The organism is Streptomyces sp. PH9007 (assembly GCF_059813725.1).
This window is the reverse complement of the sequence record NZ_CM187440.1, coordinates 833,733-856,856: the sequence shown is the minus strand read 5'-3', so window position 1 is coordinate 856,856 and position 23,124 is coordinate 833,733. Positions and strand designations below refer to the sequence as shown.

19 protein-coding genes are annotated in these 23,124 nt (G+C 74.9%); 14 read left to right on the top strand and 5 right to left on the bottom strand.

Translation table 11 applies throughout. The features are described 5' to 3' along the window. Window position 1: 1 nt before the first annotated feature. Window positions 2–622 (bottom strand): bifunctional 4-hydroxy-2-oxoglutarate aldolase/2-dehydro-3-deoxy-phosphogluconate aldolase, encoded by a 621-nt coding sequence (locus tag ACTFAP_RS03660; protein ID WP_495683452.1) that lies wholly within the window; start codon window positions 620–622, stop codon window positions 2–4. A 290-nt stretch (window positions 623–912) separates the two neighbouring features. Here ACTFAP_RS03660 and ACTFAP_RS03655 point away from each other — a divergent pair, with 290 nt between their 5' ends. From ACTFAP_RS03655 to ACTFAP_RS03615, 9 genes are all read left to right on the top strand, one after another. Continuing rightward, window positions 913–1,089, top strand: coding sequence for a hypothetical protein (locus tag ACTFAP_RS03655; RefSeq protein ID WP_400013256.1), 177 nt, complete (start codon window positions 913–915; stop codon window positions 1,087–1,089). A gap of 194 nt (window positions 1,090–1,283) precedes the next feature. Then, window positions 1,284–2,018 carry an alpha/beta hydrolase gene (locus ACTFAP_RS03650; protein WP_500468231.1) on the top strand — a complete coding sequence of 245 codons (735 nt, stop codon included), beginning with the start codon at window positions 1,284–1,286 and terminating at the stop codon, window positions 2,016–2,018. A gap of 67 nt (window positions 2,019–2,085) precedes the next feature. Continuing rightward, window positions 2,086–2,931 carry a rhodanese-like domain-containing protein gene (locus ACTFAP_RS03645; protein ID WP_495683450.1) on the top strand — a complete coding sequence of 282 codons (846 nt, stop codon included), beginning with the start codon at window positions 2,086–2,088 and terminating at the stop codon, window positions 2,929–2,931. A 25-nt stretch (window positions 2,932–2,956) separates the two neighbouring features. Further along, entirely contained in the window at window positions 2,957–3,919 is a 963-nt protein-coding gene (locus ACTFAP_RS03640; RefSeq protein WP_500468230.1) for an ABC transporter permease, read from the top strand. Between the two features lie 8 nt (window positions 3,920–3,927). Beyond that, a complete protein-coding gene (locus tag ACTFAP_RS03635; protein ID WP_500469388.1) occupies window positions 3,928–4,734 on the top strand; it encodes an ABC transporter ATP-binding protein in 807 nt (268 codons plus the stop codon). Window positions 4,735–4,799: 65 nt separating this feature from the next. Beyond that, window positions 4,800–5,777 (top strand): ABC transporter substrate-binding protein, encoded by a 978-nt coding sequence (locus ACTFAP_RS03630; RefSeq protein WP_500468229.1) that lies wholly within the window; start codon window positions 4,800–4,802, stop codon window positions 5,775–5,777. A gap of 105 nt (window positions 5,778–5,882) precedes the next feature. Then, window positions 5,883–6,440 carry an NADPH-dependent FMN reductase gene (gene ssuE, locus ACTFAP_RS03625; RefSeq protein ID WP_500468228.1) on the top strand — a complete coding sequence of 186 codons (558 nt, stop codon included), beginning with the start codon at window positions 5,883–5,885 and terminating at the stop codon, window positions 6,438–6,440. Between the two features lie 120 nt (window positions 6,441–6,560). Further along, window positions 6,561–8,378 carry a serine/threonine-protein kinase gene (locus tag ACTFAP_RS03620; RefSeq protein WP_500468227.1) on the top strand — a complete coding sequence of 606 codons (1,818 nt, stop codon included), beginning with the start codon at window positions 6,561–6,563 and terminating at the stop codon, window positions 8,376–8,378. Window positions 8,379–8,406: 28 nt separating this feature from the next. Next, window positions 8,407–8,904 (top strand): hypothetical protein, encoded by a 498-nt coding sequence (locus ACTFAP_RS03615; protein ID WP_390120331.1) that lies wholly within the window; start codon window positions 8,407–8,409, stop codon window positions 8,902–8,904. Window positions 8,905–8,937: 33 nt separating this feature from the next. On the opposite strand, the gene ACTFAP_RS03610 is transcribed toward ACTFAP_RS03615, so the two are convergent. Both ACTFAP_RS03610 and ACTFAP_RS03605 read right to left on the bottom strand, forming a co-directional pair. Continuing rightward, window positions 8,938–10,746 (bottom strand): N-acetylmuramoyl-L-alanine amidase, encoded by a 1,809-nt coding sequence (locus ACTFAP_RS03610; RefSeq protein ID WP_500468226.1) that lies wholly within the window; start codon window positions 10,744–10,746, stop codon window positions 8,938–8,940. A gap of 71 nt (window positions 10,747–10,817) precedes the next feature. Next, window positions 10,818–11,939 (bottom strand): phosphotransferase, encoded by a 1,122-nt coding sequence (locus ACTFAP_RS03605; protein ID WP_495683444.1) that lies wholly within the window; start codon window positions 11,937–11,939, stop codon window positions 10,818–10,820. A 233-nt stretch (window positions 11,940–12,172) separates the two neighbouring features. Here ACTFAP_RS03605 and ACTFAP_RS03600 point away from each other — a divergent pair, with 233 nt between their 5' ends. Further along, window positions 12,173–13,642, top strand: coding sequence for a DNA-binding protein NsdB (locus tag ACTFAP_RS03600; RefSeq protein WP_500468225.1), 1,470 nt, complete (start codon window positions 12,173–12,175; stop codon window positions 13,640–13,642). A 371-nt stretch (window positions 13,643–14,013) separates the two neighbouring features. Continuing rightward, a complete protein-coding gene (locus ACTFAP_RS03595; protein ID WP_500468224.1) occupies window positions 14,014–14,691 on the top strand; it encodes a sugar O-acetyltransferase in 678 nt (225 codons plus the stop codon). 97 nt (window positions 14,692–14,788) lie between these two features. On the opposite strand, the gene ACTFAP_RS03590 is transcribed toward ACTFAP_RS03595, so the two are convergent. Beyond that, on the bottom strand, window positions 14,789–16,282 hold the full coding sequence (locus tag ACTFAP_RS03590) for a PP2C family protein-serine/threonine phosphatase (RefSeq protein WP_500468223.1): 1,494 nt from the start codon (window positions 16,280–16,282) through the stop codon (window positions 14,789–14,791). A 269-nt stretch (window positions 16,283–16,551) separates the two neighbouring features. On the opposite strand from ACTFAP_RS03590, the gene ACTFAP_RS03585 reads away from it, so the two are divergent. The 3 genes from ACTFAP_RS03585 to ACTFAP_RS03575 all read left to right on the top strand — a co-directional run bounded on the left by ACTFAP_RS03585 (window position 16,552) and on the right by ACTFAP_RS03575 (window position 22,655). Continuing rightward, window positions 16,552–17,982, top strand: coding sequence for a HEAT repeat domain-containing protein (locus tag ACTFAP_RS03585; RefSeq protein ID WP_495683440.1), 1,431 nt, complete (start codon window positions 16,552–16,554; stop codon window positions 17,980–17,982). A 59-nt stretch (window positions 17,983–18,041) separates the two neighbouring features. Beyond that, window positions 18,042–18,866, top strand: a complete 825-nt coding sequence (locus tag ACTFAP_RS03580; RefSeq protein ID WP_500468222.1) for a S1 family peptidase — start codon at window positions 18,042–18,044, stop codon at window positions 18,864–18,866. Window positions 18,867–18,962: 96 nt separating this feature from the next. Further along, complete coding sequence (locus tag ACTFAP_RS03575; protein ID WP_500468221.1) at window positions 18,963–22,655, top strand: hydantoinase B/oxoprolinase family protein; 3,693 nt, start codon at window positions 18,963–18,965, stop codon at window positions 22,653–22,655. On the opposite strand, the gene ACTFAP_RS03570 is transcribed toward ACTFAP_RS03575, so the two are convergent. Beyond that, entirely contained in the window at window positions 22,652–23,119 is a 468-nt protein-coding gene (locus ACTFAP_RS03570; protein WP_200368150.1) for a Crp/Fnr family transcriptional regulator, read from the bottom strand. The genes ACTFAP_RS03575 and ACTFAP_RS03570 overlap by 4 nt on opposite strands. Between the last annotated feature and the right edge of the window lie 5 nt (window positions 23,120–23,124).

The following is a 23,124-nucleotide window of genomic DNA, read 5'->3' as shown; positions in this document are numbered from 1 at the left end:
GTCAGGCCCGCATCAGATCCGCCAACTGCTCCAGCTGCGCCCCGTCCTCCAGGGCCGAGCCCACTGCCACCGCCCGGCAGCCGGCGGCCAGGAAGTCCTGGGCGTTGTAGGCGTCGACGCCGCCCGTCGCCACCAGCGACACGTCGGGGAACGGGGCGAGCTGGGCACGGACCCAGCCCGGGGTCAGCTGGGCGGCCGGGAACACCTTCAGCCACCCGAGGCCGAGTGCCAGCGCCTGCGCGATCTCCGTGGCGCTCGCGACCCCCGGCAGATACGGCAGCCCGTGCTCCCCGCAGGCCCCGGCCACCTCCGGCAGCATCCCCGGTGAGACGGCGAACGCGGCGCCCGCCACCGCCACCTCCCGCACCTGCGCCGCCGAGAGCACCGACCCGGCCCCGACCGGCAGCCCGCGCTCGGCCCCGGCGGCGACGGCGGCCCGCAGGGAGGGGTAGGCGGACGGGTCCTGGACCGGCACCTCGACCATCCGGATGCCCAGATCCCAGGCCCGCCCGCACAGCTCCACGGTGGCTTCCGGGTCGTACCCCCGGAAGATCCCCATCACCGGGGCACCGGCGAACGCCTCGTCGAAGAACGTGGAGCGGGGGAGGGGCAGATCCGTCATCGGGGCGACTCCTGTACGGCTGTACGGCGGGGCGGTCCGTCCTTGTTCCCGCATCATCGGTCACGGTGCGCCCGGCGGTGTGCGCCGCGCGGGGCCGGCGCCCGCTCGTGCCGTCGATCAGCTCACCGGCCGGGTCCGCGTACCCCGCGTGCCACGGCGTCACGCGCGCCGCCTCGCCGCGACCCGGGGCCCCGTCGCTGCCCCGGCCGGTGACCGATCGCGGTTCGTGATCGGTTCCGATGACGAATCGTCGCTGGACGGCACCGGGCGAAGCCCGTCATGCTGAGGGCATGTCGCGCACCCCGCAGGGTGCGGCCCCCGCCGGGCCGCGCCGCCAGGACACCGCACGGCGGCCGCTGGCCGGCCGCGAGGTGCGGGGTGCCGCCGTGGGCCGGGGAGTGCTCCTCACCCAGCGCCGGGTGGTCGACTTCGGCCTGGCCGGCGCCACCCGCTGTCGCCTGCGCTGAGCGCCCGTCACCGCCGGTACCGCCGCGGCCCGATCCGCTGATCCGGCGCCCGCGAGCCGTCCCGTTCCGCCCGCTCCCCTCCACTCCTGCGCCTGCCCGCGCCGCCGGGCCCGCCGTCCGCTGCCCCGGCCTGCCCGCGCGGCGCGTCCCCGGCTGCCCTGCCGCCCGCCGTCCCCACCGAAACGAGGACCACCGTGACCAGCCGCCCCACCGTCCACCACTGGGACGAACCTGCGGGGCTCGCCGCCCGGGGCACCGTGATCGTGCTCCCCGGGCGCGGCGAGCACGGCGGAGTGTACGAACGGCTCGGCCGCCGGCTGGCGTTCGACGCCTACCGGGTACGGGCATTGGCCGATCCGGCCACCGCGGCCACCGCCGTCCCCGCGCTGCTCGCCCGGGAGGAGACGGCCGGGCCGCGCGTGCTGCTCGGCTCCGACACCGGAGCCCTGGCGGCGGTCTCCCTGGTCGCGGACGGCGTCGTGGCACCGGACGCGCTCGTCCTGGCCGGACTGCCCACGGCGGCGGACGAACCCACCGGGTCCGGCGCGGACTTCGGAGCCGAGCTGGAACTGCGCACCGCCTGCCCCACACACCGGGGGCGGCTCACCGCCGACGCCGCGTTCCGGCGCGGCGCGCTCACCGGGGAGCACCGGCCGCCCGCGCTGGACCGGGTGGGCGTGCCCGTACTCGCCCTGCACGGCGCAAAGGACGCCGTCAGTCCGCTGAGCGCGGCCCGCCGGGTCTACAGCGGTTTCCCCGAGGTGCATCTGGTCTCCCTGGCCGGCACTCGCCACGACGCCCTGAACGACCTCACCCACCGCACCGCCGCCGCCTCCGTCGTGCTGTTCCTGGAACGGCTGCGGCTCGCCGCCGGGTTGCCGCCCATCGCCACCGCCGAGACCGGTCTGCTGCGGGAGGTAGCCGCGTGAACGGCACGGTCGGCCACGCAGCCGCAGGGCGCACCGGAGCGGCCCGCCGCGTCCCGGAGGCCGGCGCATGAGCCAGGTGACCATCGGCGCCGCGGAACTCGCCGCGCTTCTTGACGGATCCGCCCCGCCCGTGCTGCTCGACGTGCGCTGGCGGCTGGGGGAGAGCGACGGGCGGCAGCAGTACGAGGCCGGACATCTGCCCGGCGCCGTGTACGTGGACCTCGACCGCGAACTCGCCGCCCCCGCCACCCCCGGGGCGGGCCGGCACCCCCTGCCCGAGCCGGACGCGCTCCAGGCGGCGGCGCGCCGCTGGGGCGTGAGCGAGGGGCGGTCCGTGGTGGTGTACGACGACGCCGGCGGGCTCGCCGCCGCCCGCGCCTGGTGGCTGCTGCGCTGGGGCGGGGTGGCGCGGGTACGCCTTCTGGACGGGGCGCTGGCCGGCTGGAGGGCCGCCGGTGAACCGCTGGCCAGCGGGCGGCCCGGGCCCGTACCGTCCGGCGACATCACCCTGACGGCCGGGCAGTTGCCCGTGCTGAGCGCCGACGAGGCGGCGGCTCTCGCCAGGGGCGGGCTGCTGCTGGACGCCCGGGCCGCCGACCGCTACCGGGGGGAGAACGAGCCGGTCGATCCCCGGGCCGGTCACATTCCCGGTGCCCGGTCGGCGCCGACCGGCGACAACCTCGACGAGAACGGGCGCTTCCGTCCGCCCGCCCGGCTGCGGGAACGTTTCGCCGCGCTCGGGGCCGACACTGCCCCCGCCGTCGGCGTCTACTGCGGCTCCGGTGTCACCGCCGCCCACCAGATCGCCGCGCTGGCCGCCGCCGGCATCGACGCGGCGCTCTACCCCGGCTCCTGGTCGGCCTGGTCGGCCGATCCCGCCCGCCCCGTCGCCACCGGTCCGCTGCCCGGCTGACCCCGACCGAGGAAGGAACCCGCCGATGTCCGTATCGGAGCACCCACCCGCCGGCACCGCCCCCGCCCCGGCCGTCGCCACCATCGAACCCGGCACCGTCGAACCCGGCATCCGGGCCGCAACAGGTGCTGGACCACGCACCGTCCCCGGGTCCGCGCCCGGCCCCACGGGCGGGCCCCGCACCACCATCCGTCCCGCCACCCGTGGCCGCCGCGGCCCCCTGATCCCGCGCGGCGTCCGCCGCGCCGGCGGCCCCGCCGCCCTGCTGCTCGCCTGGTACCTCGCCTCCGTCACCGGCCTGTTGCCGTCCGAGGTGCTGACCTCGCCCGTCGACGTGCTGCGCCGCGCCGTCGAACTGACCGCCTCCGGTGAACTCCCCAGCGCCATCGGTACCTCGGCGGTGCGGGCCGGCACCGGCTTCGCCCTCGGCGCCGTCGTCGCGATCACCCTCGCGCTCACCGCCGGACTCTTCCGGATCGGCGAGGACCTCGTGGACTCCTCCATGGGCATGCTGCGCGCCATCCCCTGGGTGGGCCTCATCCCGCTGTTCATCATCTGGTTCGGCATCGACGAGACACCCAAGATCGCCCTGGTCGCGCTCGCCGTCACCTACCCGCTGTACTTCAACATCTACGGCGGCATCCGCTCCACCGACGCCCAACTGGTGGAGGCCGCCCGGATGCTGGGCCTGGGACGGATCGGGCTGATCCGGCACGTGATCCTGCCGTCCGCCCTGCCCGGCGCCCTGGTCGGACTGCGCTACGCCCTGTCCACCGCCTGGCTGGCCCTGGTCTTCGCCGAACAGGTCAACGCCACCGAGGGCATCGGCTATCTGATGATCAACGCCCAGCAGTACTTCCGCACCGATGTGATCGTGCTCTGCCTCGCCGTCTACGCCGTTCTCGGCCTGCTCGGCGACTTCATCGTCCGGCTGCTGTCCCGCTGGCTGCTGTCCTGGCGGGCGTCCTTCGACGGAGAGGGTGCGTGAGACCCACCATGGCCACCACCGACGCCAACCCGACGCGACACCCCGCCGAACGAGCCTCCGAACGAGCCGCTGGCGCGGAGCCCGGCACCGGGGCCGCCACCGGCTCCGGGGTCGAGATCCGTGGCCTCAGCCGCGCCTTCGACGGCCGCACCGTCATCGAGGACTTGGACCTGACCATCCGGCAGGGCGAGTTCGTCGCCCTCCTGGGGCACAGCGGCTGCGGCAAGAGCACCCTGCTGCGCATCCTCGCCGGCCTGGACGACGAGATCGCCGGGCAGGTCACCGTACCGGCGCGCCGCGCCGTCGCCTTCCAGTCACCGCGGCTGCTGCCGTGGCTGCGGGTGTGGCGCAACGTCGTCCTCGGCCTGCCCGGCCGCGCCGACCGCGCCCTGGCCACCCGGTACCTCGACGAGGTCGGCATCGCCTCCCGCGCCGGCGTGTGGCCCAAGACGCTGTCCGGCGGCGAGGCGCAGCGCGTCTCCCTCGCCCGCGCCCTCGTGCGCGAACCCGAACTCCTCCTGCTGGACGAACCCTTCGGCGCGCTCGACGCGCTGACCCGGGGCAAGGCCCAGCGCCTGGTCGGCGAACTGTGGCGGCGGCACGGCTGCTCGATCCTCCTGGTCACCCACGACGTCGAGGAGGCGCTGCTGCTCGCCGACCGGGTCCTGGTGATGGACGGCGGCGGCATCGCCCACGAGGTCACCGTCGATGTCCCCCGCCCCCGCGCCATCGACAGCCCGGACATCATCGCCCTGCGCGGCCGGCTGCTCTCCTGGCTCGGCGTCACCGGCACCGAGACCCCCCGGACCCCCTGAACCGTCCCGAATCCCCCGACCCCGACCCGACCGGCCCCCGCCCCACCGAGCACCTGGACACCGTCATGCGACGCATCGCCCGTACCCTCACCACCGCACTCGCCGCCGCCGCGCTGCTGCTCACCACCGCCGGCTGCGGCTCCGGCGACAGCGGCACGGGTGAGGGCGGCTCCGTCACCCTCACCCTCGGCGACCAGGCCGGCAATCTCCAGACCCTGGCCACCGCAGCCGGCGTCCTGGAGGACACCGACTACACCGTCAAGTGGGCCGAGTTCGAGGGCGCCGCCCCCCTCTTCCAGGCCGTCCAGGGCGGCGCCGCCGACACCGGCTACGCCGCCGACCTGCCCACCCTCCAGGCTCTCAGCGGCGGCGTCCCGCTGCGGGCCGTCGCCGCCCTGCGCAACGACGGCAGCGGCACCGCGATCCTCGTCCAGGAGGACTCCGCCATCCGCACCGTCGCCGATCTGGCCGGCCGCAAGGTCGTCGTCTCCTCCGCCCAGGGCAGCATCGCCGAACTGCTGCTCGCCAACGCCCTGGAGCAGGCCGGCCTGTCCTACGACGACGTCGAGGTGCAGTATCTGCTGCCCACCGACGCCCAGGCCGCCTTCGCCTCCGGCCGGATCGAGGTCTGGGCCATCTTCGGCGCCTACCAGCACGGCGCCGTCGAGCAGGGCGGTCGCGTTCTGATCGACGGCCGGGACGGACTCACCAGCGGCTACGGGCTCATCACCGCCACCGAACGCACCCTTGCCGACGAGGACAAGAGCGCCGCGCTTGCCGATGTGCTGGAACGCCTGGGCCGGGCCTTCGCCTGGGCCGCCGAGCACCCCGAGGAGTACGCCCGGGTCATCCAGGACAAGAACGGCGCCTCCCCGTACGTCGCCGAGGCCCTCGCCCGGTCCTCCTACCTCTCCTTCGGGCCGGTGACCGACGAGGCGATCGCCGCCATCCAGGGCACCGCCGACACCATGCACGGCATCGGCGTCCTGGACCCCCACGTCGATGTCGCCGAGCACGTCGACAACGCACCGCACGGGCGCTGACCGCCGGGCCCGCCCCGGCCGTTCGTCCGCCGTACCGCCCCGCGCCGCCCGTCCCCGCTCCCGATCCCGCCAACCCCGCCCCGCCCGTAACGGAAGGAACCCGCCATGCCCCGCGTCCTCCTCGTCAGCGGCAGCCCCTCCGACCCTTCCCGCACCACCGCCGCCGTCCACCTCGCGGGCCAGGCCCTGGCCGCCGCCGGGCACCGTACGGACACCCTCGCCGTACGCGACCTCCCGCCGCACGCCCTGCTGCGCGCCGACTTCGGTGACCCGCTGCTGCGCGCCGCCGCCGCCCGGGTCGCCGCCGCCGACGCGCTGGTGATCGGCACCCCCGTGTACAAGGCGTCGTTCTCCGGCGTGCTCAAGTCCTGGCTCGACGTGCTGCCGCAGTACGCCCTGGCCGGCAAGGCCGTGCTGCCACTGGCCACCGGCGGCAGCCTGGCGCACGCCCTGGTGCTGGACTACGCGCTGCGCCCGGTCCTGGCCACCATGGGAGCGGCGCACATCGTGCAGGGCTGCTTCGTCCTGGACCGGGCCCTGACCCGGCCGGCCGACGGCCTCCCGGCCCGGCTGGACGCGGAGGCGGGAGCCAGGCTGGCGAAGGCGGTCACCTCCTTGAGTGACGCGCTGCCGGACCCGAGGGCCGCCGTGGCCGCCGCCTGAGGCGTTCCCCACCCCCTTCCGAGACCGGCCGCTCACCGTTACGGGGGCGGCCGGGACCGTCATACTGGCCCCCTGCGGAGACGTCTCCGCCCGGGTCGGGAATGGCGGAAGAAGGGGGACATGACGGAGCGTCCGGTGATTCACGGCCGGTATCAGCTGCTGGAGCTGATCGGCCGGGGCGGCATGGGGGAGGTCTGGAGCGCCAGGGACGAGGCGCTGGACCGGCGGGTGGCCGTCAAATGCCTCAAGCCGCTGGGGTCGGGGCGCGAGGAGTCCTTCCTGCGGGTGCTGCGGCAGCGCTTCCGGCGCGAGGCGCGGGTGGCGGCCGGGCTTCAGCACCGGGGGATCACCGTCGTCCACGACTTCGGCGAGGACGACGGACTGCTGTACCTCGTCATGGAACTGCTCGTCGGCCGCAACCTCAGCCAGGTGCTGAGCGAGGGCGGCGGCGCCCCGCTGCCCGTCGAGGACGTCACCGACATCGCGGCCCAGACCGCCGCCGCCCTCGCCTACACCCACGAACAGGGTGTGGTGCACCGCGACCTCAAGCCCGCCAATGTGATGCGGCTGACCGACGGCACCGTCAAGATCTGCGACTTCGGCATCGCCAGGCTCGCCCACGACATCGGGTTCTCCGCCAAACTGACCGGCTTCGGCATGGCCATGGGCACCCCGCACTACATGTCGCCCGAGCAGATCGCCGGACAGCCCGTGGACCACCGCGGTGATCTGTACTCGCTGGGCTGTGTGCTGTACGAGCTGGCCACCGGCGCCCCGCCCTTCGACCTCGGCGACCCCTGGGCCATCCTGATCGGCCACCGTGACCACCTCCCGGCACCGCCCAGCAGCCACCGCCCGGAGATCCCCGAGCCGCTGGACCGGCTGATCCTCGCGCTGCTCGCCAAACGTCCCGAGGACCGCCCGGCGGACGCCGCCGTGCTGGTACGGGAGCTGGACGCCGGCCCGGTGACCCCGGCCGGCGGCACCGGCAATGGCAGCGGCCTCGACGGCGAGGCACCGCTGCCGGAGTGGACCCGCGGGATGCGCGCCGGGTCCCGGGCCAGCGGCTCGTGGTCGCTGCGCCTGCCGCCCCCCGACCGCACGTCCGGCCTCACCGGACCGTGGACCGGCCCGGTCACCGGCACGCTGCCGGGGCCGCGCCCCGCCCCCGAGTACCTGGCCGTGCTCGCCGGACGGCACCGCGCCGCCCTCGCGCTGGGCCGCCTCGACCGCTGGCCCGAGGCGTACGAGGCACACCGCGCGCTGGCCGCCGAACGTGAACGCGCCCTGGGAGCCGCTCATCCGGACACCCTGGCCAGCCAGTACCAGCTCGCCCACGCGCTGCGCCGGCTGGGCCGCTGGGCGGAGGCGCTCGCGGCCCACCGGCCGGTCGCCGCTACGGGTGTGCCCGAGGCGCTGGACGCCCGGTTCGAGATGGGCATCTGCCTGGGCCGGCTCGGCCACCCCGATCAGGCCCTGGCCCTGTACCAGGAGCTGATCGCGGTGTGCGCGGGCCGGTTCGGGGACCGCCATCCGCGGACGCTGCGCGCCCGGCACGGCCGGGGCATCTCGCTGGGGCGGCTGGGCCGCTGGGCGGAGGCACTGGCGGAGGCCCGGCAGGTGTGGTCGCTGCGCGCCAGGGTGCTGGGCCCGGACGACCGGGACACCCTCGTCAGCCGCCGCGAGATCGCCATCGCGCTGGGCTGGCTGGGCCGCTGGGCGGAGGCGCTGACCGAGTACCGGCAGGTGCGCCGGGCCCGGGAGAAGGTGCTGGGCGCCACCCATCCGGACACCGCCACCAGCCGCAACGACGAGGCGTACTGCCTGGAACGGCTGGGCCGCCCGCAGGAGGCGGCACTGCTGTACCGGCGGGCGGCGGACGGCTGGGACAACGGGTGGGAGAGCGGCTGGGACAGCGGTGCCGGTCCCGGCGGATGACCGGCGCGGGCCACGTACCATTGCGGGTATGTCCTTTCTCCGCCGCCGCAGCGCCGCGTCCCCCGCGGGCCCGGACTTCGACGTACTGGCCATGGATCCCGGTGACTGGCCGGGAGTTCTGGGCGCCGGCCTGCTGCCCGCGCCCGACGGCAGCTGCCAGGGTGTGGTGCTGCGCTACGACCTGTTCGGCGGGCGCGGCCCCGCGATGGTCATCGGCAACCTCCCGCAGGGTTCGCCGGCCCGCGACATCGAAGAGGACGATGTGCCCTTCGAGGTGCATCAGCTGCTCGCGGCCCTGGAGATCGACGAGGACGTGCGGGTCACCGGGTCCGAGGACATCCCCGTGATGCACGACGACAACCTGCTGATCGTGCACCGCATCACCTGCTCGGAGAGCCGGGTCTCCTGCGTGCAGTTCGACCGCAGCGACGGGGTGCTGGTCACCATCGCCAGCTGGGAGCGGCCGATCACCGACGAGCTGTACCAGCTGCTGAAGCCGCTGCCCGCGGAGATGTTCCAGCAGTAGCGCGCGGCGCGGCAGGGGCCGGCCCGAGGCGCCTCAGGAGGGTGGCAGCAGGCGGACGTCGGCCGCCCGTACGTACCCGATCCGGTGGCCCAGCTGGATCTGGTGGTACTCCTCGCCCCTGATCACCCGGTGCCGCGTCGGATCGAAGGAGCGTGCCGCGAGGAACTCGGCGGCGGTGCTCAGCCCGAGCGCGTACTCCTGGTCCGCCGGGATCTCCGCGATCGGCGTCACGTCCTCCGGCGGCAGGTCCTCCGGATAGGCCGCCGCCTCGGGGTAGGCGCGGCCGTACACCGGAACGGTGTCCCCCTTGCCGGTGCCGCTCGCGCCGGTGACGCGCACCCCGTCGGCGCGGTACGCGGTCCGGGCGTCCGGCGGGTTGTGGAACCAGCCCTTGCGGCCGTCGTACCAGATCGCCGTCCACTCTCCGCGCTGCTCGGCGAGCACGAAGGTCTGTCCGGCGGCGGCGCGGGCGCCGGTGTCCCCGATGTCCAGCGAGGAGTTGCCCAGCAGCGGCGCCTTCGGGTCGGGGGAGGAGCGCAACGCCACCCCGGAGAAGCCGTCGCCGGTGCCGCCCGCGTACGGCGGGTCGATGACCACCAGCGGGCCGTCGGCCACTTCCTCGTCCGCCGATCCGAAGGGCGCCCCGAGCAGGTCGAAGTAGTGCGCCCAGTCCCAGTACGGGCCCGGGTCGTTGTGCATGGCGGAGGCGTTCTCGGGCAGCGTGGGAGGCACGTTGTGGTGGCCGATGATGTGGTGCCGGTCCAGCGGGATGTCGTACGCGGCGGCCAGGTGGCGCACCAGGCGGGCCGAGGAGCGGTACATCGCCTCCGTGTACCAGGCGGTGGGATCGGCCAGGAAGCCCTCGTGCTCGATGCCGATGGACTTGCTGTTGACGTACCAGTTCCCGGCGTGCCAGGCGACGTCCGAGGTGGGCACGTGCTGGGCGATCAGGCCGTCCGAGGAGCGCAGGGTGTAGTGCCAGGAGACGTAGCGCGGGTCCTCGATCAGGTCGGTCATGCTGTCGAAGTAGCCCTCGATGTCGTGGATGACGATGTACTCCACGCGCTGCGAGGCGGGCCGGTCGGCCTTGTCGTGGTTGCCGTAGTCGGGTTCGCCGTCGGCGCCGGGGTACTCCTCGTACGCGGCGGGCTGCCACACGCAGGTCACGTCGGCGGGGCATTCGGTGGCGTCCGCCGTGGTGTTCGCGGCGCCGGGCAGGCCGAGCAGCGCCAGCTGGGCGGTGGCGGGGGACAGGCGCGGGTGGGCGGGCAGGCGCAGGTACTGGCCCTCGGGGGTGCGGCGGGCCTGGCCCTCGGTGAGGACGGCGTACAGCTCGTCGGCGAAGGCCGCGGCGCCCTGCGCGGTGTCGGCGCCGGAGTATCGGGCCACCGCGCCGTACCAGTTCGCCGGGTCACCGCTCGCGGGCAGGCCGAGGTCGCGCTGGGCGCGGGCGAGGAGCGCGGCCCCGCCGGCGGCGTTGGCGGCCTGGTCGGTGCGCAGCTGTTCGGCGGGCAGGCCGGTCAGTTCGGCGGCGCGCTCCACGGTGGCCCAGCCGGGGCCGTCCTCCCGCAGATGCATCGGGCCGTGGCCGCCGGTGACCGAGGGGGCGCCGTCGTGGTGTTCCCAGCGGGAGTGGAGGTAGCCGAGGCCGAGGAGGAGCGCCTCGGGCACGCCGTAGCGTTCGGCGGCGGTGCCGAACGCCTGCCGCAGGGTCGTTTCGTGCGGCGGTGCCGGTGCCGGTGGCGCGGCGAGTGCGCCGCCGGGGAGCAGCAGTGCCGTCGCGACGGCGAGGCCCAGGACGGCGCGGACGGCGCGGCGGCCGGTGCGGTGTACGGACTCCACGCTCGTATGACTATATGTCTGCTATGCGTGAGTCAATGACCTCACCCGCGCGCCGCCCCGCCCGCACCGCCTCAGCGCGTCCCCACCGCCGCCCGCACCGCCCGCCGCGCCAGCGCCCAGTCGTCGTGCAGCCGGCGCAGCAACAGCCGCTGCTCCTCGCCGTACGCCATCCCGCCCGCCGTCGCCGGACCCGGCGCCGCCCGCATCGCCCGCTGCACCGCTTCCTCACAGATCCGGATCTCCCGGGTGAGGATCAGCATCAGATTCACCAGAAAGGCGTCCCGGCCGGCCGGCCCCGACGTCTGCGCCGTCTGGCTGATCCGGCGGCGCGCCAGCGGCGCGTCCCCCAGACACGCCCACAGGGTCGCCAGGTCGTACCCCGGCAGATACCAGCCCGCCGCGTCCCAGCCCACCAGCACAGGACCGGTCGGCGACAGCACCACGCTGCTCACCAGCGCCTCGCCGTGGCAGAACTGCCGCGGCAGCTCCTGCCCCGGGTCCCGCAGCCCGCGCAACCCGTGCAGCAGCGCCTGCAGATCGCCGATGTCGCGATCGGTGAGCAGCCCCAGCGCGTGGTAGCGGGCCAGCTGCGCCGGATAGTTGACGGCGTCGTCGAAGGCACCGGCCGGAGGCTGCCACTGGCCGAGCCGCACCAGCGCGCCCAGCAGCGCCCGCTCGTCCGCCACGCCCGGCGGCGACAGCGGATGCCGCACGCCGGCGGCCGGCCGCCCCGGGATGAACTCCGTCACCAGCGTGCAGCTGTGCGGATCGGCGGCCACCAGCTTCGGCACCCGGACCGGCGGCCGGTGCCGTACGAAGCTGCGGTACGCCGCTATCTCCTGCCGGGCCCGCTCGGCCCGCGCCGGGTGCGCGGGGGCGTCCAGCAGGCATTTGGCGACGGCCGCCCGCCGCCCCGTCATCCCGGCGATCACCAGGGAGGGGCCGCGCTCGCGCAGTACCTGGACCGCGCTGAACTCCGGACAGACCTCCTGCACCGCGGCCAGCGCCGCACGCAGCCGGGCCCCACGCGCACCCGAGAGGTCCAGCCGGGCGCCGCCCGGCGGCGGGACGGCACGGCCGCCGGCCCGGCCGGGTCGCTCAGCGGTGAGCGCGGCGGCCGGGGCGCCTGCGCCGGTCCGGTCGGCCAGGCGCGGCCGGGGCCGGTTGAACACGGGTGAGGGTGCTGAGTACATGGGCGGGCAGGGTCCCTTCGTACGCCGGTACGTTCGAGGGCGCCCCCGACCCGGGCCCGCACTGGCATCCTGGGGAATGCCCGCCGGAGACCGGACCGGGGTGGCGCGGTTCTACACCACCGCCCCGGGCGGGTGGCGCACCACCAAGCGGACCCTGGCGAACCCTGGCGAATGGGCATCGCGGCCCCCCTTGGCGGTTACTGTCAACTCAGCCGAGATCCTGGGGGCTTGACGTGAGCAGACGACCCAACAACCGCCTGGCCGACCTGTTCAGGCTGGCGGGGTGGTCCAAGGGCGAACTCGCCCGCCTGGTCAACCGCCAGGCGGCCGCCCAGGGCCATCCCCAGCTGTCCACGGACACGTCACGGGTACGGCGCTGGATCGAGGTGGGGGAAACCCCCCGTGATCCGGTGCCCGGGGTGCTGGCGGCGCTGTTCACCGAGCGACTCGGCCGTGTCGTGACCATCGAGGATCTCGGGTTGCGCCGGCCAGGGGAAGCGGGGACACGCCAGTCCATCGACGGGCTGCCGTGGGCTCCCCGGCGGACAGCCGAGGTTCTCACCGAATTCACGGGAATGGACCTCATGCTCAACCGACGCGGCATGGTGGGCGCGGGCGCCGCGCTCGCCGCAGGCTCCGCACTCAGCGACGCCATGCACGACTGGCTTCTGACCCCTCCGGGCTCAGGGGCCTCCTCCCCCTCCGAACTCACTCCCGGCAGTATCGATTCAGCGGGCCTCGACCGTTACGAGGCGGCCCCGGTCGGCTCCGAGGAGATCGACGCCCTGGAAAGCTCCGTCGACATCTTCCGCGCCTGGGACGCCAAGAAGGGCGGCGGACTCCAGCGCAAGGCGGTGGTCGGCCAGCTCAACGAGGTGGGCGGCATACTCGCCTACCGCCACCCCCCGCATCTGCAGCGGCGGCTGTGGGGGGTGGCGGCCAACCTGGCCGTCCTGGCCGGGTGGATGTCCCACGACGTGGGCCTGGAACCCACCGCGCAGAAGTACTTCGTGATAGCGGCCCACGCGGCCAAGGAGAGTGGTGACCGGCCCCGGACCGGGGAGGCACTGTCCCGGGCGGCACGCCAGATGGTGCACCTGGGCCGGCCCGACGAGGCGCTGGACCTGATGCAGCTCGCCAAGCGCGGTGCCGGGGACGAGGCGCTGCCGCGCACCCGCGCCATGCTGTTCACCATCGAGGCGTGGGCGCAGGCGTCCCTGGGGCGCGGGCAGGCGATGCGCCGCACCCTGGGCGAGGCCGAGGACCTGTTCGTCTCCGACCGCACCGACGTGCCGCCGCCGAGCTGGATGCAGATGTTCGACGAGGCGGATCTGCACGGGATGCAGGCCCTGGCGTACCGCACACTGGCCGAACACGACCCGGCGGCGGCCCGGATCGCCGAGCGGCACGCGAATGAGGCGCTGGCGCTGCGGATCAAGGACCGGCAGCGGGCCATGCTGTTCGACCAGATCTCGCTGGCCTCCGCGCACTTCATCGCGGACGAACCCGACCAGGCGACGAACACGGCGCGGCTGGCCCTGCACAGCATCCGCGAGAACTCGTCCCTGCGGACCTGGGTCCGGCTGCGCCAGATGTACCGGCTCAGCGCCTACTACCGGGGCTACGCCACGGTGGACGAACTGCGGGAGGAGCTGGAGGCCGCCATGCCCAGGGCGCTGCCCTCGGGCAGCGCCCGGGTCTAGGGAGCGTCCGGCCCGGCCCGGAGCGCCGGTTGAGCCGGCGGTGTCCGGTGCTCGGGTCGGCTCCCGGCCGAGGCCGGGGGAGCGTGGGTCGCGGGGGCGTCCCGACGGCTCCGCCTCCACGGCCCTCGCGCAACAGCGGGGACAGAGCGGAGTGGAGCGCGGCGAGGCGCCGTGCCGGAGGCACCTCCCGGCCTCCCCCCGGACTCCGTCCGGGGGACCCCACAGCCGGGGGAGTCGCGGGCCGGGCGGGAGGTGTCAGCCCCCGGCCCCGGCCCTGCCCCCGGTTGCGCCCCGGCGCTCTCCGCGGACCGGGCCGCCGGCCGTGCCGGCCGCTCTGGGAGAATCCCGCCCACCTGATCGAGGGAGATCCGATGGGCGAGGTGGACACGGACGGCGCGGGCGGGCCCGGCGCCATGGACGACCGTGAGCGGGAGGTGCGCCGCCGGATGGCGGCCCACGAGCTGTACAGCGACGGCGCTCCAGGGCTTGAGGGGCTGGCGGAGGAACGGCTGCGCGGCAAGGAACGGGCCGACGCGTACAACCGGACCGGCGCGCGCGACGCGGCCGGTCGCGAGCACCTGCTGCGCGAGCTGTTCGGCGCGATCGGGGAGCGGGCGTGGATCGAGCCACCCCTGCATGTCGCCTACGGCACCCATGTACAGCTGGGCGACGACGTCTACGCCAATTTCGGCCTCACCCTCATCGACGACACCGAGGTCGTCATCGGCGACCGGGTGATGTTCGCCCCGCACGTCACGATCACCACCACCAGTCATCCCGTCCACCCCGCACTGCGGGCGGACGGCAGACAGTTCTCCGCACCGGTGCGGATCGAGGACGACGTGTGGATCGGCGCCGGCGTCACCGTGCTGCCCGGCATCACCATAGGCCGCGGCTCGGTCATCGGCGCCGGCAGCGTCGTGACGGCCAACGTGCCGCCGATGGTCGTCGCGGCCGGGACCCCAGCCCGCGTCCTGCGCCCGATCACGGACGCCGACCGCGAGTGGAGTTACCGCCCGCCGGGCACCCTGCGCACCGACGAGGCGTGAGCCGGGAGCGGGCCCGCAGCGGGCACCGAACGGACAGCGGACGCGGCGGGACAGTCATCCCGGGCGGGTCACCGGACACCGGCGGGCCCGCCGTCCGTCACGGCCGGATCCGCACCACCAGCACGCACGCGTCGTCCTCGCGCGGCGCCCCGGCCTCCTGCGACGCGGCCACCAGGATCCGCAGACCTTCCCCGGCGCTGCCCGCCGCCGCCAGCCGGCCGGCCAGCGCCAGCAGCCGCTCGTTCCCGTCGTGATCGTCCCGTGGCGCCCCGGCGGCCCGGCTGTCCGAAAATAGCCCGTCGGTGTGCAGCACCAGCACATCCCCGGGCTCCAGCCGTTCCACCCGCTCCTCGTACCCCGCCCCCGACAGCGTGCCCAGCAGCGGGCCCACCGGCCGCGCCAGCGCCCGCCCCGCGCCCGCCCGGCACAGCAGTGGCGCCGGATGGCCCGCCTGCGCCCAGGTCAGCAGCCGCTCGCCCGGCTGGTAGCGGCAGCACAGCGCGCTGGCCAGCAGCGGATGACTGCCGAGATCGAGCAGCTCGTTGAGGTGGCCCAGCACCGCCCCGGGGCCGGCCCCCGTCAGCGCGATCCCGCGGATCGCCCCCAGCGCCGTCGCCGTGCCCGCCGTGGCGACCGCCCCCCGGCCCGGCAGATCGCCCAGGCTCAGCACGGTGCCGCCGTCGGCGAGGTCCAGCGCGTCGTACCACTTCCCGCCCGGTGCCCCGCCGTCCAGCGCGGGCAGATAACGGGCGGCCAGCTCCAGCGAACCGGACGCTGCGCGCTGCGCCGGCACGGTCCGTGACGCCGGTCCGGCCAGCCACGGCGCGGGGCCGCTCTCCGCCGGTTCCTGGAGCTCCACCGTCAGCCGGTGCCCGGCCAGCGCCAGCCGCCGCCGCTGCCGCGCCTCTTCCCCCGGCCGGCCCTCCTCGTCCTCCCGCTCCCTGTCCTCCTCGTCGAGCCCGCTGATGTCACGGATCACCGCCCACATCGCGACCGTGCCACCCGCCTCGTCCAGCACCGGTTCGCCCGCCATCCGCACCGTGCGCTGCGAACCGTCGGGACGGTTGACGCGGAACTCGCAGTCCATCGCCCGCCCGTCCACCAGACAGCCGGTCATCGCGGCCGACAGCACCGGCTGATCCGCGGCCACCAGGCAGGACGGCAGCTGGTCCAGGGTGAGCGGCCCGTCCCGCTCCGAGCGCCCGAAGATCGCGAACAGCTCCTCCGACCACACCGCCCCGTCCGTCAGCAGGCTCCACTCCGCACTGCCGATCCGCGCCCCCAGCCGTACCGTCCCGGCCTCCTCCGCCGCCCGCGCCGGAAGCGCCGCCGCTCCGGACAGCGGCGGCCCGGCGGCCGGCACCGGCCGCAGCTCCGCCACCTGCCGGCCGAACTCGTCCAGCCGCTCCGTCGCCGCGTCCCAGGCCGCCCGGCGCAGCGGCGAGCGTTCCGCGTGCCGCAGCGTCCGCGCGTCCTCCCGCAGCCGGCGGGCCCTGGCCATCAGGGTGTCGAACTGATCGAGGGTGTCGAAGGTGTCGCTCCCTGCTGGCAGATCGTTCGCGGAGGATTCCGAATGGGGGGAGGAGAGCATGTCTGATCCCTGATACCTGGTACGGCGCGCGGTTCGTGCCGGACACCGACGCCGGTCGGAACCGGGCGCGGTTGACTACTGACTGTGCCATGCCGCGCGCCGCTCCGTAAGAGATTCGGCCGCTTGCCGCCGGGCATGGCCGAGGACACTTCGACAGCGGGCCGACCGCAGGTGTAGACAGGCTCCCAACGGCAAGGATGACCGGCGTCCCACTGCTCGATCCGGAAATCCCGTTGCCACCGGACTTCCCCAACCGGATGCTGACTCATATGTTCGCCAGTCCCATCGAAACAGACATAGCGCCTAGCGGAACCCTTCTCGGGCTTCTCCAGCGAGGGCGCGGCGACGGATGGCTGCACGCCCTCGCGGCGCCACGGCCGGACGCCGTCGCCGCGCTGAACCACTGCGTGCTCCGCGACCCACGCCCGGACTGGCAACTCGAACACCGGTCGCTCTACTACGCGCGCCTCTACCGCGAGCTGGACGCCCCGCTCGACGCCATCGGCGAGCACCTCTTCGACCCCGTCGACGCCCTGGAGGAGTGCGAGCAGCGCACCGGGCTCGCCCTGTCCGTCCTGGGCCACCTGGTGACCGCGGGGCGGCAGGACGCGCTGGCGCTGCTGCGCCGGTACGCGGTGACCGGCGCCAACTGGCGCTGGGCCCTGGACGAGCTGGCGGTGCGCGAGGACGACGCCGGGCTGCGCGAACTGGGCCCCGCGATCCTGGCCCGCTTCCCCGTCACCGAGGCCGGAGAACGCGCCCTCATCGAAGCCGTCCGGGACTCCTTCGAGCCCCGCCCCTGGCATCTGTGGGCCGAGGACCCCGCCCGCTCCGGCCAGCGCGAACGGCTGGCCAGGGCCCTGGAGATCGGCGATTTCGACCGCTGGCAGCGCCAGCTGCGCCCGCCGACCCCGCAGCCGGGCTGGAGCGTGCGCGCCGTCCTGGACTGGGCCAGGGAAGGGTATGAACAGACCCCGCGCCAGTGGCGGGAGGCCGCCGCGGCCCGCTGCCTCGGCGCGGTGGCGGGCCCCGGCGACCGCGCGGTGCTGCTCCGGGCGGCCGTGGAAGGACCCAGCCCGGTGGTGCGGGCCGCCGCCCTGCGCCACCTCGCCGAACGCGGCGACCCGGCCGTCTTCGAGCTGATCCAGCGGGCGGCGGAGGAGCCGGACGAGGAGCTGGCCCAGGCGGCGGTCACCGCGTACGCCCGGATGAACGACGACGGCGCGCTGCGCCAGGCGCGCGGCTGGCTGGAGCGCACGGACGAGCTCGGCCGCACCGCCGCCGTGATGCTCGCCCGCCGCGGCTCCGCACCGGACGCGCCGGGAGTGCTGGCCGCGCTGCGCCGGGTGGTGCGCACCAGGGGCACCGACGCCAAGGAACTGCGGGCCCTGGTGGAGGGCTCGGCCCGGCTGGCCATAGGGCCGGCGGTGCCGGTGCTGCGGCACATCTACCGGCAGACCATCTCCTCCCAGCTGCGCGGCCACACCGCCCGCGCGCTGGCCGTCACCGACCCGACGTTCGCTTCGGGGTTCGCGGTGGAGTGCCTGTGGGACTGCGAGGAGGAGACCAGGGAGGTCGCCGCCCACCACGCCGCCACGGCGGACGCCCGCGTCCTGGACCGGCTGCGTTCCCTGGCGGCGGACCCGGCCGAGCAGGAGGGCGTCCAGACGGCGGTCAGGGGCCGGCTGGCACCGTCCTGAGCGGGCGGGCGGGCGCCGGCCTTACGGCGCTGCAATCGCCCCCGTGGTGAGCTGAGTTCATGACGAGCACAGCGAACGACGGACGGGTGGGGCGGGCGCCCCGGAAGCTGCGGATGTGGTGCGCGGCCGGCGCGGCGGCGGCCGGGGCACTGGCGGGCGCCACGCCGGCACAGGCCATCACCGGCGGCGAACAGGCCACCGCCGCCTACTCCTTCATGGCCTCCCTCCAGGACGCCGGCAGCGGCGACCACTTCTGCGGCGGCACGCTCATCGCGGCGCGGTGGATCCTCACCGCCGAGCACTGCGTGCTGGCCGACCCGGGCGACTTCGAGAGCGACCTGCGGGATCCGGCCACGATCCAGGTCCGGGTGGGCAGCGACGACCGCACCCGGGGCGGCGAGGTGCGGCGCGGCGAGCGGATCGTCGCCGCCCCTGCGGGCCAGGACATGGCACTGCTCGCACTGGACGCCCCGGTCGCGGCCACACCCGCCGCCCTGCCCCGCCGGGCCCCGGACACCGGGGACGCCGTACGCACCATGGGCTGGGGCGACCACCTGCTGCCGGAGAACCCGGGCGACCCGTGGGGCCCGAATCCGGTGATGCTGCGACAGCTGGACACGCGCCTCATCGCCCCCGAACGCTGCACCGGCATGAGCGGCGAACCCATCCTTCCCGGGGAGCTGTGCGTGGAGGCGCTGCCCGGTGAGGGCAGCAAGTGGCCGCAGACCGCGCGGGCGGGTGACTCCGGCGGCCCCCTGCTGACGCGGACCCGCGGCACCTGGACCGTCGTCGGGGTGGTCTCCCGGGGCAGCCTCGACCAGCACGGCGTCTACGGTTCCAGCCACGCCGAGCGGGAGTGGATCCGGGACACGATCGCCGGGTGACACCGTGACCGCTCACCCGCCGACCTTCCCTCACACACGGCGACGGTACGTATGCTCAACGTCACGCAGGGGTCTCCGGACGACCGAGGAGCGCGGGTGAGCGGACGCTGGGAGTTCTGGGTCGACCGGGGCGGCACCTTCACCGATGTCGTGGGGCGGCGGCCCGACGGTTCGCTGGCGACGGCCAAGCTGCTGTCGCACGATCCCGAGCGGTACCGCGACGCCGCCGTCGCCGGGATCCGGCGGATGCTGGGCCTCTCGCCCGGCGAGGAGGTGCCCGCCGAGCGGATCTCCGTCGTGAAGATGGGCACCACCGTGGCCACCAACGCGCTGCTGGAGCGGCGCGGCGAACCCACCGTGCTGCTGATCAGCGCCGGCTTCCGGGACGCCCTGCGCATCGCGTACCAGAACCGGCCCCGGCTTTTCGACCGGCGGATCGTGCTGCCGCAGGCGCTGTACGAGCGGGTCATCGAGGTGCCGGAGCGGGTCGGCGCCCACGGGGAGATCGTCGCCGCCCTCGACGAGCCCGCCCTCCGCGCCCGGCTGCGCCGGGCCCACGCCGCCGGGTACCGCAGCGCCGCCGTCGTCCTCCTGCACGGCTACCGGTACCCGGAGCACGAGCGGGCCGTCGTCCGGCTCGCCCGGGAGGCGGGGTTCACCCAGGTGTCCGCCTCCCACGAGGTCAGTCCGCTGATCCGGCTCGTCACGCGCGGGGACACCACGGTCGTCGACGCGTACCTCTCACCCGTGCTGCGCCGGTACGTGGCCCGGGTGGCGGGTGAACTGCGCGGCGTACGGCTGATGTTCATGCAGTCCAGCGGCGGTCTGCGGGAGGCCGGCCACTTCCGTGGGAAGGACGCCGTCCTGTCCGGGCCTGCCGGTGGGGTGGTCGGGATGGCGCGCAGGTGTGCCGAGGCCGGCCACGACCGCGTCATCGGCTTCGACATGGGCGGCACCTCCACCGATGTCTCCCACTACGCGGGGGAATTCGAGCGGGTCTTCGGCACCGCCGTCGCCGGGGTCCGGATGGGCGCGCCGATGATGGACATCCACACCGTGGCCGCCGGTGGCGGCTCGCTCCTGTGGTTCGACGGGACGCGCTACCGCGTCGGCCCCGAGTCGGCCGGGGCGGTGCCCGGTCCGGCCTGCTACCGGCGCGGCGGGCCGCCGACGGTCACTGACGCCAATGTGATGCTGGGGCGGATCCAGCCCGGCCACTTCCCGGCCGTGTTCGGTCCCGGCGGGGACCAGCCGCTGGACGCCGCCGTGGTGCGGGAGGAGTTCGCGGGGCTCGCCCGGGAGATCTCCGGCGCGACCGGGGACACCCGCAGCCCGGAGCGGGTCGCGGCCGGCTTCCTGGAGATCGCGGTGCTCGGCATGGCCAACGCGGTGAAGAAGATCTCCGTGCAGCGCGGTCGTGACGTCACCCGGTACGCGCTGGCGAGTTTCGGCGGCGCGGGCGGGCAGCACGCGTGCGCGGTCGCCGACGCGCTGGGCATCGACACCGTCATCGCCCCGCCGCTGGCCGGGGTGCTCTCCGCGTACGGGATCGGGGTGGCGGACGCCACCGCCCTGCGGGAGCACTCCATCGAGACGGAGCTGACCCCCGAAGCCCTCGGCGGCGTACGGGAGATGTGCCGGGAGCTGGCGGAGCGGGCGCGCGGTGAACTGCTCTCGGACGGCATCCCGGCCGACTCCGTGCGCACCGTCTCCCGGCTCCATCTGCGCTACGCCGGGACCGACGCCGACCTGCCCGTCGGACTCGGCGAACTCGACGCCATGACGGCGGAGTTCACCGCCGCCCACCGGGCCCGCTACGGGTTCGCCATGGACAAGCCCCTGGTCGTCGCGCTGGCGGTCGCCGAAGCCGTGGGGTCGGCGGGGCCGGCCGCACCACAGACGCCGACCCCGGCGCGCGGCGCGGACGAGGCGCCACCGGAACCCGTCGACCGGGTACGGATGTACGCGGCGGGGCGCTGGTACCCGCGGGCCGCACTCCACCGGCGGGCCGACCTGCGGGCCGGGGACAGCGTGGAGGGGCCGGCGATCATCGCCGAGCCGGACGCCACGACCGTCGTCGACCCGGGGTGGCGGGCCGAGGCCGGGGCGCGGGGCCATCTGATCCTGCGGCGGGTGCGGGACCGGCCGCGCACCGCCGCCGTCGGCACCGCGGTGGACCCGGTGCGGCTCGAGGTCTTCAACCACCTCTTCATGGCGATCGCCGAACAGATGGGCGTGCGGCTGGAGAACACCGCCCACTCCGTCAACATCAAGGAACGGCTCGACTTTTCCTGCGCCCTGTTCGACGCCTCGGGCAACCTGATCGCCAACGCGCCGCACATCCCGGTGCATCTGGGCTCGATGGGGGAGTCCATCAAGGAGGTACTGCGGCGCAACACCGGCACGATGCGACCCGGCGACGTGTACGCGATCAACGATCCGTATCACGGCGGGACCCATCTGCCCGATGTCACGGTCGTCACCCCGGTGTTCGGCGAGCATGAAGAGGGTGGCGGGGGCGGCGGGGCCGGGACGGGCGGGCGGCGCCTGCTCTTCCTCGTCGCCTCCCGCGGGCACCACGCCGAGATCGGCGGCATCACGCCCGGCTCCATGCCCGCCTTCAGCCGCACCATCGACGAGGAGGGCGTCCTCTTCGACAACTGGCTGCTGGTGCGCGACGGCGTCCTGCGCGAGGCCGAGACCCGGGCGCTGCTCACCGGGGCCCGCCACCCCTCCCGGAACCCGGACGCCAATCTCGCCGACCTGCGCGCCCAGATCGCCGCGAACGAGAAGGGCATCGCCGATCTGCGCGCCCTGATCGAGCAGTTCGGCCTGGACGTGGTGCACGCCTACATGGGGCACGTCCAGGACAACGCCGAGGAATCGGTGCGCCGCGTCATCGGGGCGCTGCACGACGGCTCGTACCGCTACGAGACCGACGCCGGGGCCGTCATCCGGATCGCGGTCACCGTGGACCGTACGAACCGGTCCGCCGTGCTCGACTTCACCGGCACCTCCGCGCAGCGGCCCGACAACACCAACGCGCCCTCCTCGGTGGTGATGGCGGCGGTGCTGTACGTCTTCCGCACCCTCATCGCGGACGAGATCCCGCTCAACAGCGGGTGCCTGAAGCCGCTGGAGGTACGGATTCCGCCCGGCTCGATGCTGGCGCCCGCCCATCCGGCCGCCACCGTGGCCGGCAATGTCGAGACCTCCCAGGCGGTCACCGGCGCGCTGTACGCCGCGCTCCGGGTCCAGGCCGAGGGCTCGGGCACCATGAACAACCTCACCTTCGGCAATGACCACGTCCAGTACTACGAGACGATCGCCAGCGGGTCCGGTGCCGGGGACGGGTTCCGCGGCGCCGACGCCGTCCAGACCCACATGACCAACTCCCGGATCACCGACCCCGAGGTGCTGGAGTGGCGCTACCCGGTCCGGGTGGAGGAGTTCCGCATCCGCGAGGGCAGCGGCGGGCCCGGGCGCCGGCGCGGCGGGGACGGGGTGCGGCGGCGGATCCGGTTCCTGGAGCCGATGACGGTCACTGTGCTGTCCGGGCACCGGCGGGTGCCCCCGTACGGCATGGCGGGCGGCGCGCCCGGCGCGCTCGGCCGCAACGCGGTGCGGCGTGCCGACGGCCGTACGGAGCCGCTCGCCGGTGCCGACACCGCGCGGGTCGCGGCCGGGGACGAGGTGATCATCGACACGCCGGGCGGCGGGGGGTACGGGCCACCCGCCCCCTGCCCCCGCCCGGCGCGGTCCGGCGAAGACCCGCAGGAGAGGGCTTAGGGCACGCCCGGCCCGTACCGTCCCGCATGCGGCGCGAACAGGTCCAGCAGCCGGGTACGGGCCGCCCGCACCCGGAAGGCCAGGATCTCGGCGATCACCCGCAGCAGCGCGTACCCGAAGTCCGGATCGTCGTCGCACACCGCCTGCACCTGGGCCCCGTCGAACTCGTACGCCCGCACCGGGCTGAGCGCCTCCGCGCCGAAATCCCACTCGTACGGCGGAAACAGCCACGACCAGCCCAGCAGATCGCCGGTCTCCAGCGAGGTCACCGGCGTCGGGCGCGGGCCCGACAGCCGCATGTCCAGGGTCACGGTGCCCGAGCGCAGCACCCAGAACCGGTCCGCACGCCCCTTCTCCTCGAAGATCCGTTCGCCCTGGTCGAAGGACACCTCCTGCGCCAGTGCCATCAGCCGCTCCCGGTGCGTGGGCGGCAGCACCCGCAGCAAGCGCGTGGAAGCCGTCATCGCCG

Coding starts and splice junctions, on each gene's coding strand:
- ACTFAP_RS03660 (WP_495683452.1), bottom strand. CDS start 622: ATGACGGATCTGCCCCTCCCCCGCTCCACGTTCTTCGACGAGGCGTTC.
- ACTFAP_RS03570 (WP_200368150.1), bottom strand. CDS start 23,119: ATGACGGCTTCCACGCGCTTGCTGCGGGTGCTGCCGCCCACGCACCGG.
- ACTFAP_RS03585 (WP_495683440.1), top strand. CDS start 16,552: ATGTTCGCCAGTCCCATCGAAACAGACATAGCGCCTAGCGGAACCCTT.
- ACTFAP_RS03635 (WP_500469388.1), top strand. CDS start 3,928: ATGGCCACCACCGACGCCAACCCGACGCGACACCCCGCCGAACGAGCC.
- ACTFAP_RS03595 (WP_500468224.1), top strand. CDS start 14,014: ATGGGCGAGGTGGACACGGACGGCGCGGGCGGGCCCGGCGCCATGGAC.
- ACTFAP_RS03640 (WP_500468230.1), top strand. CDS start 2,957: ATGTCCGTATCGGAGCACCCACCCGCCGGCACCGCCCCCGCCCCGGCC.
- ACTFAP_RS03630 (WP_500468229.1), top strand. CDS start 4,800: ATGCGACGCATCGCCCGTACCCTCACCACCGCACTCGCCGCCGCCGCG.
- ACTFAP_RS03590 (WP_500468223.1), bottom strand. CDS start 16,282: ATGCTCTCCTCCCCCCATTCGGAATCCTCCGCGAACGATCTGCCAGCA.
- ACTFAP_RS03615 (WP_390120331.1), top strand. CDS start 8,407: ATGTCCTTTCTCCGCCGCCGCAGCGCCGCGTCCCCCGCGGGCCCGGAC.
- ACTFAP_RS03655 (WP_400013256.1), top strand. CDS start 913: ATGTCGCGCACCCCGCAGGGTGCGGCCCCCGCCGGGCCGCGCCGCCAG.
- ACTFAP_RS03620 (WP_500468227.1), top strand. CDS start 6,561: ATGACGGAGCGTCCGGTGATTCACGGCCGGTATCAGCTGCTGGAGCTG.
- ACTFAP_RS03580 (WP_500468222.1), top strand. CDS start 18,042: ATGACGAGCACAGCGAACGACGGACGGGTGGGGCGGGCGCCCCGGAAG.
- ssuE (WP_500468228.1), top strand. CDS start 5,883: ATGCCCCGCGTCCTCCTCGTCAGCGGCAGCCCCTCCGACCCTTCCCGC.
- ACTFAP_RS03605 (WP_495683444.1), bottom strand. CDS start 11,939: ATGTACTCAGCACCCTCACCCGTGTTCAACCGGCCCCGGCCGCGCCTG.
- ACTFAP_RS03645 (WP_495683450.1), top strand. CDS start 2,086: ATGAGCCAGGTGACCATCGGCGCCGCGGAACTCGCCGCGCTTCTTGAC.